This window comes from Streptomyces pactum, from assembly GCF_002005225.1.
Classification (GTDB): Bacteria; Actinomycetota; Actinomycetes; order Streptomycetales; family Streptomycetaceae; genus Streptomyces; species Streptomyces pactum_A.
In genome coordinates this window covers 5980785-5994908 of record NZ_CP019724.1, presented here as the reverse complement: position 1 = coordinate 5994908, position 14124 = coordinate 5980785, and the positions used below count along the sequence as shown (strand labels likewise).

At 72.8% G+C, this 14124-nt stretch carries 14 protein-coding genes and 1 tRNA gene; 8 read left to right on the top strand and 7 right to left on the bottom strand.

Annotation, left to right across the window (positions count from 1 at the left end; genetic code table 11):
- Positions 1-68: 68 nt before the first annotated feature.
- From B1H29_RS25625 to B1H29_RS25615, 3 genes are all read left to right on the top strand, one after another.
- Positions 69-1703 (top strand): alkaline phosphatase D family protein, encoded by a 1635-nt coding sequence (locus B1H29_RS25625; RefSeq protein ID WP_055416699.1) that lies wholly within the window; start codon positions 69-71, stop codon positions 1701-1703.
- A 303-nt stretch (positions 1704-2006) separates the two neighbouring features.
- Entirely contained in the window at positions 2007-2462 is a 456-nt protein-coding gene (locus B1H29_RS25620) for a DoxX family protein (protein WP_055416700.1), read from the top strand.
- A gap of 189 nt (positions 2463-2651) precedes the next feature.
- Entirely contained in the window at positions 2652-3326 is a 675-nt protein-coding gene (locus tag B1H29_RS25615; protein WP_055416701.1) for a DedA family protein, read from the top strand.
- Positions 3327-3711: 385 nt separating this feature from the next.
- Here B1H29_RS25615 and B1H29_RS25610 read toward each other — a convergent pair whose 3' ends face one another.
- Both B1H29_RS25610 and B1H29_RS25605 read right to left on the bottom strand, forming a co-directional pair.
- Complete coding sequence (locus B1H29_RS25610) at positions 3712-3939, bottom strand: DUF2277 domain-containing protein (protein ID WP_055416702.1); 228 nt, start codon at positions 3937-3939, stop codon at positions 3712-3714.
- A gap of 4 nt (positions 3940-3943) precedes the next feature.
- Positions 3944-4477 (bottom strand): GNAT family N-acetyltransferase, encoded by a 534-nt coding sequence (locus tag B1H29_RS25605; protein WP_055416703.1) that lies wholly within the window; start codon positions 4475-4477, stop codon positions 3944-3946.
- 116 nt (positions 4478-4593) lie between these two features.
- Here B1H29_RS25605 and B1H29_RS25600 point away from each other — a divergent pair, with 116 nt between their 5' ends.
- Positions 4594-4950 (top strand): hypothetical protein, encoded by a 357-nt coding sequence (locus B1H29_RS25600; protein ID WP_055416704.1) that lies wholly within the window; start codon positions 4594-4596, stop codon positions 4948-4950.
- 163 nt (positions 4951-5113) lie between these two features.
- On the opposite strand, the gene B1H29_RS25595 is transcribed toward B1H29_RS25600, so the two are convergent.
- A tRNA-Val gene (locus B1H29_RS25595) sits at positions 5114-5188 on the bottom strand.
- A gap of 269 nt (positions 5189-5457) precedes the next feature.
- Between B1H29_RS25595 and B1H29_RS25585 the strand changes: the two genes are divergently transcribed.
- From B1H29_RS25585 to B1H29_RS25575, 3 genes are all read left to right on the top strand, one after another.
- Positions 5458-6228, top strand: coding sequence for a DUF4097 family beta strand repeat-containing protein (locus B1H29_RS25585; RefSeq protein WP_055416705.1), 771 nt, complete (start codon positions 5458-5460; stop codon positions 6226-6228).
- 71 nt (positions 6229-6299) lie between these two features.
- A complete protein-coding gene (locus tag B1H29_RS25580; RefSeq protein ID WP_055416706.1) occupies positions 6300-7703 on the top strand; it encodes a hypothetical protein in 1404 nt (467 codons plus the stop codon).
- A 91-nt stretch (positions 7704-7794) separates the two neighbouring features.
- Positions 7795-8013, top strand: a complete 219-nt coding sequence (locus B1H29_RS25575) for an FmdB family zinc ribbon protein (RefSeq protein ID WP_079160454.1) — start codon at positions 7795-7797, stop codon at positions 8011-8013.
- A gap of 159 nt (positions 8014-8172) precedes the next feature.
- Here the strand turns inward: B1H29_RS25575 and B1H29_RS25570 are convergent, their stop codons facing one another.
- Both B1H29_RS25570 and B1H29_RS25565 read right to left on the bottom strand, forming a co-directional pair.
- Complete coding sequence (locus tag B1H29_RS25570) at positions 8173-8817, bottom strand: response regulator transcription factor (RefSeq protein ID WP_055416707.1); 645 nt, start codon at positions 8815-8817, stop codon at positions 8173-8175.
- Entirely contained in the window at positions 8808-9950 is a 1143-nt protein-coding gene (locus tag B1H29_RS25565; protein WP_055416708.1) for a sensor histidine kinase, read from the bottom strand. The genes B1H29_RS25570 and B1H29_RS25565 overlap by 10 nt, the downstream gene beginning before the upstream one ends.
- A gap of 132 nt (positions 9951-10082) precedes the next feature.
- Here B1H29_RS25565 and B1H29_RS25560 point away from each other — a divergent pair, with 132 nt between their 5' ends.
- A complete protein-coding gene (locus B1H29_RS25560) occupies positions 10083-10913 on the top strand; it encodes a DedA family protein (protein ID WP_055416709.1) in 831 nt (276 codons plus the stop codon).
- On the opposite strand, the gene B1H29_RS25555 is transcribed toward B1H29_RS25560, so the two are convergent.
- Positions 10831-11643, bottom strand: a complete 813-nt coding sequence (locus B1H29_RS25555) for a hypothetical protein (protein ID WP_055416710.1) — start codon at positions 11641-11643, stop codon at positions 10831-10833. The genes B1H29_RS25560 and B1H29_RS25555 overlap by 83 nt on opposite strands.
- Entirely contained in the window at positions 11643-14114 is a 2472-nt protein-coding gene (locus B1H29_RS25550) for a phosphoribosyltransferase (protein WP_055417713.1), read from the bottom strand. Before B1H29_RS25550 ends, B1H29_RS25555 begins: the two co-directional genes overlap by 1 nt.
- Between the last annotated feature and the right edge of the window lie 10 nt (positions 14115-14124).

Here is a 14124-nt window from a genome sequence, read left to right as displayed (position 1 = left end):
CGGCGTGGAACCTCCCCGCCGGCCTCCGTCGTTCCGTACCGTACGGGGCGACGGAGGAGGGCATCACCATGGCCGGACTGCGCCTGGGACCACTACTGAGATACACCGACGGCTCGAACGCGACCGTCTGGGTCGAGACGAACCGCCCCTGCACCGCCGAGGTGCGCTGCGCCGACGGCGCCCGGGGCACGGCCCGCACCTTCCAGATCGCGGGCCACCACTACGCCCTGGTGCCGGTGAGCGGCCTGACACCCGGCACGGCGACGGAGTACGAGGTGCTCCTCGACGGCGCACGCGTGTGGCCGCCGCCCGACTCGCGTTTCCCGCCCTCGGTGATCGCCACGTCACCGGCGGAGGAGGACACGCGGATCGCCTTCGGCTCCTGCCGCTGGGCATCGCCGCCGGCCGGCGAGAAGGACCCGGTCGGCCCGGACGCGCTGGACACCCTCTCCACGCGCATCGCGGCCGACCCGGACGGCGCACGGCCCGACGTGCTGCTCCTCCTCGGCGACCAGGTGTACGCCGACGAGATCTCCGACGCCACGCGCCGCTGGATCGCCGGCCGCCGCGAGCCGTCGGAGCCTCCGGGCGACCAGGTCGCGGACTACGAGGAGTACACCCACCTCTACGACGAGTCGTGGAGCGACCCCCAGGTGCGCTGGCTACTGTCCACCGTGCCGAGCTGCATGATCTTCGACGACCACGACGTCATCGACGACTGGAACACCTCCGCCGCCTGGCTCGCCGACATGCGGGCCACGGACTGGTGGCGCGAGCGGCTGCTGAGCGGGCTGATGTCCTACTGGGTGTACCAGCACCTGGGCAACCTCTCCCCGGACGAACTGGCCGCCGACCCCCTCTACGCGGCCGTCCGCGAGGCCACCGACGGCACCGACGTGCTCCGCACGTTCGCCGCGCGGGCCGACGCCGACCCGACCACCGTCCGCTGGAGCTACCGGCGTGACTTCGGCCGCGTACGGCTGGTCATGGTGGACTCCCGCGCGGCCCGCGTCCTGGAGGAGGAACACCGCACGATGCTCGACCCGGGCGAGGCCGCCTGGCTGCGCGAGCAGATCCTCGAGGACCGGGACTCCTGCGATCATCTGCTGATCGGCACCTCCCTGCCCTGGCTGCTGCCCCACCTCGTGCACGACGTGGAGGCCTGGAGCGCCGCGATGTGCGTCGGCGAACGGGGCGCTCGCTGGGCGCGACTCGGGGAGCGGATCAGGCGCGGGGCCGACCTGGAGCACTGGTCGGCCTTCCCGGCCTCCTTCGACTCCCTCGCGGACCTGATCGCCGAGGCCGGTACGGGGCCCGGGGCGCCCGCGACGGTGAGCGTGCTGTCGGGCGACGTCCACCACGCCTACGTGGCCGAGCCGTCCTGGCCGGGCCGGGCGCCCGACTCCGTGGTGGCCCAGCTCACCTGCTCCCCCGTCCACAACTCCGTGCCGCTCTCCATCCGCCTCGGTTTCCGCTTCGGCTGGAGCGCCCCGGCGCGTGCCCTCGGGCGGCGCATCGCCCGGCACGGACGCTGTGCGGCGCCCACGGTCGGCTGGCGCAAGACCGGCGGGCCGTGGTTCGGCAACCAGCTCATGACGCTGACCCTCCGGGGGAGATCGGCCCGGCTGTCCCTGGAACAGGCCCGGACGGAGCGCGACGGGGCGACCGCACTGCGGATGGTCACGGACAGGAAGCTGGCGTAGGCCCGGACCGACCGGGCCGCCCTGGCCCCTGGCCCCGCCCTGGCCCCGGCCGGGGCCAGGGCGGCCCGAGCTGAGGCGGACGGCGGACTGGTGTGAATCGAGTCACTCCGGCAGACTTCACCATGACCATGGGAGCGCTCCCATCTGCGGCGGCCGCCGCGATGGCGCGGTGACCACACGCGAAGCTTTGGCCAAATGTTGAACTTGCAAGCACTCGTTAGGCTCACCTAACGTGGGCGGCCCACTCGGTTTCGTCCCCACCGGCCCCGGACGGGCCGGTCCGACCGAAGGAGCACCCCCCACATGTCCGGACGCCTCGACAGCGCCCAGCCCTACGCCCTCGGCCTGTTCCGCATAGTCGTCGGCCTGCTCTTCGCCTGCCATGGCGCCGCGTCCCTCTTCGGCGTCCTCGGCGGCGCGTCGGGGAGCGGCGGCACGATCGAGACCGGCACCTGGCCCGGCTGGTACGCGGCCGTGATCCAGTTGGTCGGCGGCGGTCTCGTCATGCTCGGCCTCGGCACCCGCGCCGCCGCGGTCATCTCCTCGGGCTCCATGGCCTACGCGTACTTCAAGGTGCACCAGCCGGGCGCCCTGTGGCCGATGGAGAACGGCGGCGAGGCCTCCGCCATGTTCTGCTGGGCCTTCCTGCTGCTGGCCTTCACCGGCTCCGGCGCCTTCGGCCTGGACCGGCTGTTCACCCGGCGCACGTCCGAGCGGGAGCAGGCCTCCCCGGAACGGCAGACGCCGGTCACGGCCTGACCCGACTCGCGGCGGTGCCTTTCCCGAACGGGAGGCACCGCCGCCGCTTCGCCGCCCGAGCGTGAACGCCCACTCCCGGGTGAACGCTCCGTGCCGAACGCACGAGGCCCCTGTGAACCTCCTGTCACACCCCGGGCGTACGCTGGTTGGCTGTCACCGGCCGCTCCTGCCGTCCCCGCGTCTCGCGGCATGGCCCGGCCCACGGGGGAGGAACGGGGAGTTGTGGTGGTCGAGAGTTTCGGGAGCATCGGTTCGCTGGTCAGCAGCCCATGGATCTATGCGCTGGTGGCCGTCTCGGTGCTCCTCGACATCTTCCTGCCGGTGCTGCCGAGCGGTGTCCTGGTGATCACGGCGGCCACGGCGGCGGCCGCGGGCTCGGGCGCGGCGGCCGCCGGGCGGGTCCCGGACGACGTCCCCGACATCTTGGTTCTGACGCTGTGCGCGACGACCGCCTCGGTCCTCGGGGACCTTGCGGTCTACCGCCTCGCGTGGCGCGGCGGGCCGCGCCTGGACCGCGCGATCGCCCGTTCCCGCCGGCTGACCACGGCGCAGGAACGTCTCGGCGGCGCCCTCGCCCGAGGCGGTGGCGCCCTCGTCGTACTGGCCCGTTTCGCACCCGCCGGCCGCTCGGTCGTCTCACTCGTCGCCGGCACCGCCCATCGCCGGATCCGCGACTTCCTGCCCTGGTCGGCACTGGCCGGACTGGCCTGGGCCGCCTACAGCGTCGCCCTCGGCTACTTCGGCGGCCAGTGGCTGGGCGCGACCTGGCTGGCGGCAGGGGTGTCGCTGGTGGCGCTCTTCGGCGCCGGGGCGGGGGCGGCATACCTGATGCGCCGCCAGCCCCGGGCAACGGAGGCTTCGTAGTACACCGGGCCCGAGCAAGGAGGGCTTCGCCGTACACAGAACGCCGGGCCGGAGCAACGGAGGCTCCGCCATGCCGCCAGGCGGAGGGACGAGTGCTCCGCAGCACTGCCAGGCCGCAGCGGCGGAGGCTTCCCGGGGCGCGGCGGGAGCGGCGCGGGCAGCGCACGTGACGAAGGCCGCTCCACGAGCGCCGGCCCTTGTCACGCCGCCTGAGCCTTGCCGTCTGCGACACACGGCGACTGACACGGGGCAGATGACACGCGGCCCGGCCGGGCGGCGCCGCAGACCAGCGGTCGTCACCTCACCGGCGTCACGTCACGACGGTGGCGTCACGACGGTGATGTCACGACGGTGGCGTCACGACAGTGAAGTCACGACGGTGATGTCACGACGCCCGTCGCGCGCCGCCTCGTACCTCCAGGCCGGCCAGCAGTTCGGCCGTGGCCCCGGCGACGGCGTCCACGGCCTGTTCGAAGACCTCCCGATTGTGCGCGGCCGGCGCGCGGAACCCGGAGACCTTGCGCACGTACTGCAGGGCGGCGGCCCTGATCTCGTCCTCGGTGGCCTCCTCGGCCAGCACGGGCGGACGCAGTGTCTTGATGCTGCGGCACATGCCGTCAGTCTCCCTTCTCCAGGTCCACCCGCCAGTCGTTCGATCTGATCCAGCGGCCCTTCGGATACTCGAAGTCGGCCTGCCCGAGCAGGGTGAACCCGGCTCCCCGGCAGACCGCGTTGGAGGCGGCGTGGTCGACGCTCGGGAACGCGTGCAGATAGCGGTGCGTCCCGTCGGCACGGGCCGCCTCCCGCACCGTGCGGGCCGCCCGCACGGCCAGCCCCCGCCCCTGGAACTCCGGCAGCACCGCCCACCCGGTCTCCCAGACCTCCGCACCCTGCCAGGTCCGCTGCCAGTACCCGATCGAGCCGACGGTCTCCCCGCCGTCCGACAGGGTGAACCGGTACATCCGCCCCGACGCCAGCCCGGCGTACCGCCGATTACGGGCCGCGAGCCGCTCCTCGGTCTCCGGACCGCCCAGGTGGGCGGTCATCTCCGGGCTGTTGGTCCTGTGCAACAGCCACAGGTCCGTCTCCGCCCAGGGGACCAGGCACACCCGCTCCCCGGCTTCTCCCACCCGCTCGTCCACGCCATCCATGCTCTTCACGGTAGGGCAGGGGTATGACAGTCGGGCCCGGCGGCGACGGCCATCCTTTCGCGTGAACCAGCGAAGGGAACGCGCGCCTCAAAATCGAACAGGCGTATCATTGGCGTGTGGCTACGACCTATGATTTTCCCAGTGACCTCCTCGCCGGTCAGGAGGAACTGCATCAGGTCCGGGCCGAGCTGTCGGCCCTGCTGAAGAGACTTCCCTGGTCCGTCGAACCCCTCGACGGATTCAGCGACGAGAACGGCTGGCGCAAGGTCGAGCGCCCGGCCTCCCCCGGCTGGTCGGCGGACGAGCAGGCCGAGGTGGAGAAGCTCCGGCGGCGCGAGCGCGAACTCGCCGTGTTCGTCAGCACCCATCGCTACTGGTCGGAAATCACCGGCCCCGACCAGGTGACCGCCCGCTCCGAGCTGAAACGCGCCCACGAGGACCCGGCCAGGAAGACACCGCCCGGGAACACCTGACGGCAGGCGCCGCGAGGTCAGGCCCCGTCGGCGCCGCAGGCCCGGCATTGGGCCTGACCTCGCGGCCCGAGCACGGGCGAACGGGCGAACGCACGCGAGAGGCCCCCGGGAGATCAGATCGATCTCCCGGGGGCCTCTCCGCCGACGAACACGACGCCGGTCCTGGTGGGCGCGGACGGTTTCGAACCGCCGACATCCTGCTTGTAAGGCAGGCGCTCTACCCCTGAGCTACGCACCCAGAACGAGTGGACAGCCTACATGGCCCGGGGCACTGCCCGGCAAACGTGTTGACGCCGGTGCCGGTTCGGCCGGTTCGGCCGGTTCAGCCGGTTCAGCCGGTTCAGCCGGTTCAGCCGGGGGTTAACCCCACCCCCGATCCGGTAGTGACCCGGATCCCGGCGCGGGCCCGTGCTCCGTACGGTCTAAGAGCCTCGTCGACAACGGCCTCTTCCGCTGGGGAAAGGGCCAGGCGCGGCACCTCGTAGCCCGTCCCAGGGGGAGATCGTCATGGCCGCCCGCACCGTTTCCGCTCGCACGTTCGCCGCCGTCGGCGCCGTCGCCGTTCTCGTGGCGGGCCTCAGCGCCTGTGCCTCCGCCTCGGACGACAAGGACCCCGAGCACCGGTCCTTCGCCTTCCAGGGCGACACCCTCACGATCGACGCCGACGACTCCGCACTGGAGATCGTCGCCGCCGACGGCAACCGGGCCGGGGAGGTCGAGGTGACCCGGTGGTTCCAGGGCTCGGTCGCGCTCGGCTCCGACCCCGAGGTGACCTGGAGCATCGACGACGGCCGGCTGAAGCTGCGGACCCGATGCTCCGGCGTGGTCGCCGACTGCGCCACCAAGCACCGTGTCGAGGTACCGCGCGGCATCGCCGTCACGGTGAAGACCGACGACGGCAGCGTGCGGGCGCAGGGCTTCCGGGACGCGCTGGAGATCCGTACGGCGGACGGGTCCGTGCGCGTCAGCGACTCGTCCGGGCCGCTGGAACTGCACAGCGACGACGGATCGCTGCGCGCGGACGTGTCCTCGCGCCGGGTGAACGCGTCCACCCGGGACGGCTCGGTCCGCCTCGAACTCGGAGCCGTGCCGGACCTGGTGGACACCCGCAGCGACGACGGATCCGTGACCGTCGACCTGCCCCGGGCCACGTACAAGGTGTCCGCCGAGAGCGACGACGGATCGGTCGACGTGTCCGTGCCCCGGGACGACGCCAGCTCCCACGAGGTGACCGCGCGGACCCAGGACGGCAAAGTCACGGTCCGAACCGCGAACTGACCGGCCCGTGTGTTCGTCCCTTACGGGTGGGAGAATGAACCCGGGCAGGACGGACGACACGGGAGAGGGATGTGACGGCGACACCATCGCAGCCGTACTCGCCGATGGTGGCGCGCGCGCAGCGCCCGCCGTACCCCTCCCGCCGCCGCGGGCCGGGGCCGGTCCGTGACGCGCTCACCCTCCTGGGCCTGCCACTCCTCGCCGTGCTCGCGCTGCCCGCCTCGTTCGCCGGGGGCGGCACCCGGCGCTGGTTCGGCGGACGGGCCGAGAGCCAGCGGGCGGAGGCACAGACCGCGAAGGACGACGCGGCGGCCGCCTTCTACGAGCTGGACACCGCCCAGCGGGACCTGCGCATCTCGATAGAGACCATCGCGGCCGTCGACGCCTCCCCCGCCGCCCGGCGCGCGGTCACCGACTTCGAGGCGCTCGGCCGGCGCATCGACGAGGTCAGCCACCAGTACATCAGCGCCGTCGACGCCCACGACCTGGACCGGGACGACCTGGAGGCATCGGCCGCCTCCCGAGCCCGCGGCGAACTGACCGCCGCCAAGAACGAGCTGGGCCGGGTCAAGCAGGAACTGGACCGCTTCGCCGACGGTCTCGGCCCCCTGCTCGGCAAGGCCGAGACCCAGTTGGCCCGGCTGGCGCCCACCGTCGAACGTGCCCGGCAGGCCCTGCTCGCCGCCTCCAACGCCCTGGACGCCGCGCGGGGAGCCGGGCTGAAGGCGGACGACCTCGCCGCCCGGCTCGCCGCCCTCGGTCCGGAGCTGACCCGGCTGAACCAGGGCGCGGGGCAGCACGGCGTGCCCCAGACCCTCGAGCGGGCCGAACGGGTCACCCGGGAGGCCGAATCGGTCCGCGCCGAGGCCGAGCGGCTGCCGGAACGCGCCGCCGAGACCGACCACCGGCTGGTCTCCCTGCGCACCCGTGCCCAGGCCCTGACCACCCGCACCGATCAGGTCGAACCGGTACTGAGCGAGCTGCGGCGGCGATTCACCGCCGCCTGCTGGCAGGACCTCCAGCAGGTGCCGGACCAGGCCACCGAATCGGTCCGGCAGGCCGAGCGGAAGCTGGCCGAAGCCCAGACCGCCCGCGACGAACAGCGCTGGCCCGACGCCACCGCCCTGCTGTCGACGGTGCGGGCGCTGCTGAACTCGACCGACGAGGCCGTCTCGGCCGCCGGCGACCGGTTGCGGCAGTTGAACGCCGTGCAGAAGGATCCGCAGCAGGAGATCGAGCGCACCCGTTTCGCCATCCGTGACGCCCAGCGCCTGGCCATGGCGGGTCGCAACACCCCCGATCCCCGGCACGCGCGCCCGCTGGACGACGCCGTCGCCCGGCTGGAACGGGCGATCACCACGCTGGAGGGCCGCCACCCCGACTACTGGCACTTCCTGACGGAGACCGAAGCGGTCCGGCGGACGGTGGCCGGCGTGGTCACCCGGATCCGGGAAGAGCGCGGGGCCGGTCACTGACCACCCGGCGGCTGCCCCTGGACCAGGGGGCCACCCGACCGGTTCCGGCCGCCGGGGCGGGCCGCCCGACCGGGCCGGTTAACCTGTGCGCATGCCTCGCTACGAGTACCGCTGCCGGAGCTGCGGCGACACCTTCGAACTCAGTCGTCCCATGGCCGAGTCCTCCGCTCCCGCCGCCTGCCCGGCAGGCCACGACGACACGGTGAAACTGCTGTCGACGGTCGCGGTCGGCGGCTCGGCCTCCGCGTCCGCCCCGGCGCCCCCATCGGGTGGCGGAGGCGGCTGCTGCGGCGGGGGCTGCTGCGGCTGACCTGCCGGTCCGGAACACACGCCCCGCACGGAACGCACGCCCCGCACGGGAAGCACGACCCGATACGGGACACACGCCCCGCACGGGAAGCACGACCCGATACGGGACGCACGCCCCGGTGCCGACGCGCCGGGGCGTGCCCGCCTTGGTCGGCTTACCTCAGCTCCCCAGATAGCGCAGCACCGCCAGCACTCTGCGCGAATAGCCCTCACCCCCGGTCAGTTCAAGCTTGTCGAAGATCGCGTTGGTGTGCTTCTCCACCGCGCTCTGCGAGATGTGCAGCCGCCGCGCGATCGCCGCGTTGGTGTGTCCCTGCGCCATTTCGGCCAGCACGTCCCGCTCCCGCACGGTGAGCCGGGCGAGCAGGTCGGTGTGGGTCGTGCGGCCGAGCAACTGCCGGACGACCTCCGGGTCGAAGGCGGCCCGTCCGGCGGCCACCCGCTCCAGCGCGTCCAGGAACTCGTCGATCTGGACCACCCGGTCCTTGAGCAGATAACCCACTCCTTCCGTCTCACCCGTCAGCAGCTCCGTCGCGTACCTCTTCTCGACGTACTGCGAGAGCACCAGCACCCCGACCGCCGGCCAGCGCTCGCGTATCTCCAGGGCCGCGCGCAGGCCCTCGTCCGTGTGCGTGGGCGGCATCCTGACATCGGCGACGACCACGTCCGGCGGGTCCTCGGCGACGGCCTTCAGCAGCAGCTCGGCGTTGCCGACGGCCGCGAGCACCTCGTGCCCTTCCTCCGTCAGCAGCCTCACCAGCCCCTCCCGCAGCAGGGTCGAGTCCTCGGCGAGAATCACCCGCATGGCAGCTCCGCGGCCACGAGGGTGGGCCCGCCCGGCGGACTGATCACGCTGAGGCTGCCGTCGAGGGCGGCGACGCGCCGGGCGAGCCCGAACAGTCCGCTGCCGGCGGCGTTCGCCCCGCCGCAGCCGTCGTCCTGGACGCTCACGTACATCCGTTGCTCCTCCGCTCTGACGGCGACGCTTATCCGGGTCGGCGCCGCGTGCTTGACCGCGTTCGTGACCGCCTCGCAAACGACGAAGTACGCGACGGTCGACACGGCCTGCCCGGGCTCCTCGGCCACGTCGTACTCCACCCCCACCGGCACGGAAGCCCGCTCGGCGACCGTCTCCAGCGCCGCGCGCAATCCCGCCTCGTCCAGCGTGGTCGGATAGATCCGCCAGGCGACCTCGCGCAGCTCGTCCAGAGCGCGGCGGCTCTCGTCGTGGGCCTGGCCCAGCAGCCGGTCCCGGCGATCAGCGTCCTGGCTGCGGCGGGCGCGGCCGAGCAGCATGCCGAGGGCGACAAGACGCTGCTGCACGCCGTCGTGCAGGTCACGCTCGATGCGGCGCCGTTCGTCGGTCACCGCGTCGACGACGGCGGCGCGGCTGGCGGACAGCTCCTCGATCCGCCGCTCCAGCTCCTCCTGGTGGCGAGGGCCGAGGAAGTGCCGCGCGAGCTGCCCCTCCAGTCCGACCACGCCGAATATTCCCTGCACGGCGAGGAACACGAGGAAGAAGCCACCGAGACTGCCCAGGACGAACGAACCGGGGTTGCGTATGCCGTCCAGCAGGATCCAGCCGTATATCCCGAAGGTGCCGTACCCGATGCCGATCGCGGCGGTCAGCATCACCACTCCGCCCAGGACGCCGAGGGCCCAGTGGCAGGCCACGTACCGCAGCGCCCGCACGTCCTCGTACGCGGGCGTGACACGGAGGTCCAGCCACATCGCCAGCCGTGCCCGTTCCCATCGCGCCAGTCTCCGCGCCCCCGCGAGGACCGGGCGCAGTACGGCACGGCGGGCGGTCGGCCAGGCCGCCACCGGCAGCAGTGCCACACCGGCCATCAGGGCGAAGAGCAGCTCGACGGCGGCCGTGGCGGTCCCCATGATGAGGCCCACCCCGCACCGCGCTACGCGTCGCGCCATTTCTCGCATGATCGCGAGGCTAGCCGGGCGCGGTGGCGGCGCACACTGCGGAAAACCGCAATTCCCGCCTGCGGTACACCGCAGGCGATCCTGCGGCCTTCCTCAGGGTCCCTTCAGCCGCCATTTTCTAGCGTGGTCGTCATGACAGCCATCGCAGCGCAGCCGGCCGCGGACAGCGGAGCGGCACCGCAGTGGATCAACGACCTCATGGACGCGCTCGGCGCACCGGGCGCCGGCCTCGCCATCGCTCTGGAGAATCTCTTCCCTCCCCTGCCGAGCGAGGTGATCCTGCCGCTCGCCGGGTTCGCGGCGAGCTCCGGCCGGATGAACCTGTTCGCCGTCCTGCTGTGGACGACGGCGGGTTCGGTGATCGGCGCGCTCGCCCTGTACGGGGTGGGCGCGCTGCTCGGCCGCGACCGCACGGTGGCGATAGCGGGGAAGCTGCCGCTGGTGAAGGTGTCCGACATAGAGAAGACGGAGGCCTGGTTCCTGAAGCACGGGACCAAAGCGGTGTTCTTCGGCCGGATGATCCCGATCTTCCGCAGCCTGATCTCCGTGCCGGCGGGTGTGGAGCGGATGCGGCTGCCCGTCTTCCTCGCCCTGACCACGCTGGGCAGCGCGATCTGGAACACCGTGTTCGTCCTCGCGGGCTACGCGCTGGGGGACAACTGGTCCGAGGTCTCGGGCATAGCCTCCACGTACTCCAAGGTGATCCTGGCGATCGCGGCCCTGGCGTTCCTGGTCTTCATCGGCATGCGCCTGTTGCGGCCGGGGGCCGGCCACCGCAGGCGGGGCCGCGGACACGGCCGCGGCCAGGACATACCGCCGTCGGCCGGTGACGACGACCACCCCGGCACCGGGGGCGGTGCCGGGGACCCGGAGGGCGGGGTCAGCGAGCCGGGCTCACCGCGCGCAGGAACTCCCGAAGGATCCGCTCACCGGCCAGCACGCCGCGCTCGGGCAAGGCGCTGATCGCCGGAGCCGTCCAGTCGGAGTCGGCAAGCTCTCCGTGGCCGGGGCGCCATCCCCGGTCGGCGGCGAGCAGCAGATCGGCGTCGAGGAGCGAGTCACCGGCGGCGAGGGTGAGCTCGGCGCCGGTACGACGGGCGACCTCGTACACCGCGGCGCTCTTGGTGAGCGGCTTGGGGACGGCGTAGATCTTGCGGCCCTGGAGGGACACGGTCCAGCCGCGGTTCTCGGCCCACACCGCGAGTTCCTTCACCCAGTCCTCGGGCAGCAGTTCGCGCTCGACGACGAGGTAGGCGAAGAGGTCCTCGGCGACCCGGTGTTTGCGCACCCACAGCGGGTCGGCGGTGTTCATCAGGTGGTCGCGGACCTCGGCCAGCGAGGCGCACTCGTCGGCCAGCCGTGCGGTCACCCGCGCGTGCCAGTCGGGGTCGGAGACGCCGTCCACGAGCAGGTGGCCGCCGTTGGCGCAGATCGCGTACTTCGACGGAGGCCCGGGGAGGTTGATGCGCTGGTACTGCTTGCGGGTCCGGGTCGTGGTCGGCACGAAGACCGCCGTGTCACCGAGGTCGGTCAGCAGTTGGGCCGCCGTCTCGGTCATGTAGGAGAGGGGCTTGCTCTCGTAGACCTCCACACACAGCAGCCGGGGTGCCCGCAGGTCGGGCATGGTCAGCCCGAGCGCGGCGGCCGAGTAGATGAGCGTGCGGTCGAGGTCGCTGGCGACGAGCACCGGCATCAGAGCGCCACCGCCTTGCCGTCGGCACCGGTCGCGCCCCGCGTGTACTTGGGGTGGATCAGCCCGACACAGGTGTAAGGCAGGTCGGCGACCTCCTCGACGGGTACGCCCCGCTGTTCGGCCAGCAGGCGTACGTGGTCGAGGTCGGCGCCCGCGCCGGCCCGGGCCAGCACCTTCCACGGCACGCGGCGCAGCATCACGCGGGTGGTCTCGCCGACTCCGGGCTTGACGAGGTTCACGTCGTGGATGCCGTACTCCTCGCTGATGCGCTCGACGGCGGCCCAACCCTCCCAGGTGGGAGTGCGGTCGGCGGAGAGGAGTTCCTTGGCCTGGGCGTCGACTGTGTCCGCGACGTCCGGGAAGCGGCCGGAGACGGCGTCGAGGAAGTCCGGCGACAGGTCGGCGCCGGCGAGTTCGCGGTAGAACTTCGCGCCGTGGAAGTCGTGCGGGCCGACCAGGTCGGCGCGGAGCACGGTGCGGGATATCAGGCCGGAGACGGTGGAGTTGAGGCAGGCGGAGGGGATGAGGAAGTCGTCGCGGGTGCCGTAGGTGCGGACACATGAACCGGGGTCGGCCAGTACGGCGATCTCCGGGTCGAAGCCGGTGACGCCGTCGGAGACCTCGAAGTCGCTCAGGGCGGCGGCGAGTTCGCGGGTGATGGCGCCCTTGCCGGTCCAGCCGTCGACGAAGACGACGTCGGCGGGGTCGTGACGGTCGGCCAGCCAGCGCAGCGCGTTGGCGTCGATGCCGCGGCCCCGGACGATCGACACGGCGTAGTGAGGGAGGTCGAGACCATGGCGGAACTGCGCCCAACGGCGCATCAGGATGCCGACGGGGGTGCCCGCGCGGGCGAGGGAGACCAGGACGGGGCGGGGCGACCGCTCCGCGAGCACGACCTCGGTGACGGCGCCGACGGCGCGGGCCAGCCGGGCCGCGGACGTCTCCAGGGCCGCGTGGAAAAGCTCTTGGTACTGCTCGCTGGGCTGGTACTCCACGGGCAGCGACTCCGCGTAGTGCGCGCCGCCGCTCTGGATCGCCTCCTCGCGCTCCTCGGTCGGTGCCTCCAGCGTCACGTCCGAGAGGTCCTGGAGCAGCCAGCCGACCTCGTCGGGCGCGTACGAGGAGAAGTCGGGGCCGCGCAGCGGCTCGGGCAGCATGGTGGGCCTTTCGAACGCTTGCGGGGCTTGCGGAACGTACGACGGGACGACCGCGAGCAGGACGTGCGGGACGTGGGCGGCGAGCCGGGCCGGCAGTCCGTCGGGCGCGTGCAGTCGAGGGGTGTCGGCGGCCGAGTCGACGACGGCGACGACGGCGTCGAAGCCGGCGCCCGCGACGTTGTAGGCGTAGCGCTCGCCGGGGCCGTCGGCCGGGTCGTCGTGCGCGGGGAAGACCAGGCGGGTGCGTATCGCGTAGCCGGGGTCGTCGACGGCGAGGACGGGAGAGCGGGTGGTGGTGGAGTAGCGCACGTCGGCGTCGGCGGTCTGCTCCAGCGCGTGGGCAAGGCGCAGCGGGGCGTACATCAGCTCCTCGAAGCCGAGGACGAGCACGCGGCGGGCGCCTGCGGGGAGCGCCTCGGCGATCCGCCGGGCCATGCCGGGCAGGGCCGCCTCCAGCCGCTCCCGCTGGGCTGCCGTGAACCCGTGACGTCCGCCGTCCGGTACCCCCGCGGGCCAGCGCAGGTCGACGCGCGCGACGGAGCCGGACGGGGACGGGTGGGCCGGGCCCGGCTCGGCGGCACGGTTCTCGTACCGGGCGACCAGTTCCTGCCCCTTCTCCAGGACGCCCTCCGGCAGCCGGACCGTGCCCGAGGCTGCCGTCACCAGGTCCACGCGGGCGCCGATCTCCCGGGCGAACTCGTCCAGCCGGCCGGCGTCGGCGGGCGAGCGCATGTCGACGAGGGCCACCACGACGTACCGCTTGCGGGGATAGCGCTCGTGCAGGGCGCGCACGGTGTTGAGCACCGTGTTGCCGGTGGAGAACTCGTCGTCGACGAGGACCAGCGGCCCGTCGCCGGCCAGCAGCGCCGGGTCCTCGGGCAGCAGCAGGTGGGAGGTCGCGTGCGAGTGGGACTCCTCGAAGCCGCCCGCCCGGGCGACGCCGGTGACCGGGCGGCGGGTGGAGTGGAGGTAAGGGGCGGGGCCCAGGCCGTCGGCGACCGAGTGTCCGAGGCCGGTGGCGGTCTCCGCGTAGCCGAGGACGACCGCGCGTTCGGCAGCTTCGGCGCCGAGCAGTTCGCGGACGCGCCGGCCGAGGGCGACGCCGTGGCCGTACACGACGGAGGGCGACTGCGGGACGTGCTTGCCGAGCACGTTGGAGACGAGCAGGTGGGCCCGCTTGGGGTTGCGGCGCAGGGCGAGTCCCAGCAGGCCGGTCAGCGTGTCGTCGCCGGCGAGTTCGACGCCGAGCCGCTCGGCGACCCAGCTACCGGACCAGACTCCGGTGCCCTCCTCGGCGTGCGCCCTCTCGGTCATGTACTCGTGC

Bases quoted from the DNA above. Each gene is read 5' to 3' on its own strand.
- B1H29_RS25625 (WP_055416699.1), top strand. From the start codon at position 69: ATGGCCGGACTGCGCCTGGGACCACTACTGAGATACACCGACGGCTCG.
- B1H29_RS25620 (WP_055416700.1), top strand. From the start codon at position 2,007: ATGTCCGGACGCCTCGACAGCGCCCAGCCCTACGCCCTCGGCCTGTTC.
- B1H29_RS25615 (WP_055416701.1), top strand. From the start codon at position 2,652: ATGGCCCGGCCCACGGGGGAGGAACGGGGAGTTGTGGTGGTCGAGAGT.
- B1H29_RS25610 (WP_055416702.1), bottom strand. From the start codon at position 3,939: ATGTGCCGCAGCATCAAGACACTGCGTCCGCCCGTGCTGGCCGAGGAG.
- B1H29_RS25605 (WP_055416703.1), bottom strand. From the start codon at position 4,477: ATGGATGGCGTGGACGAGCGGGTGGGAGAAGCCGGGGAGCGGGTGTGC.
- B1H29_RS25585 (WP_055416705.1), top strand. From the start codon at position 5,458: ATGGCCGCCCGCACCGTTTCCGCTCGCACGTTCGCCGCCGTCGGCGCC.
- B1H29_RS25575 (WP_079160454.1), top strand. From the start codon at position 7,795: ATGCCTCGCTACGAGTACCGCTGCCGGAGCTGCGGCGACACCTTCGAA.
- B1H29_RS25570 (WP_055416707.1), bottom strand. From the start codon at position 8,817: ATGCGGGTGATTCTCGCCGAGGACTCGACCCTGCTGCGGGAGGGGCTG.
- B1H29_RS25565 (WP_055416708.1), bottom strand. From the start codon at position 9,950: ATGCGAGAAATGGCGCGACGCGTAGCGCGGTGCGGGGTGGGCCTCATC.
- B1H29_RS25560 (WP_055416709.1), top strand. From the start codon at position 10,083: ATGACAGCCATCGCAGCGCAGCCGGCCGCGGACAGCGGAGCGGCACCG.
- B1H29_RS25555 (WP_055416710.1), bottom strand. From the start codon at position 11,643: ATGCCGGTGCTCGTCGCCAGCGACCTCGACCGCACGCTCATCTACTCG.
- B1H29_RS25550 (WP_055417713.1), bottom strand. From the start codon at position 14,114: ATGACCGAGAGGGCGCACGCCGAGGAGGGCACCGGAGTCTGGTCCGGT.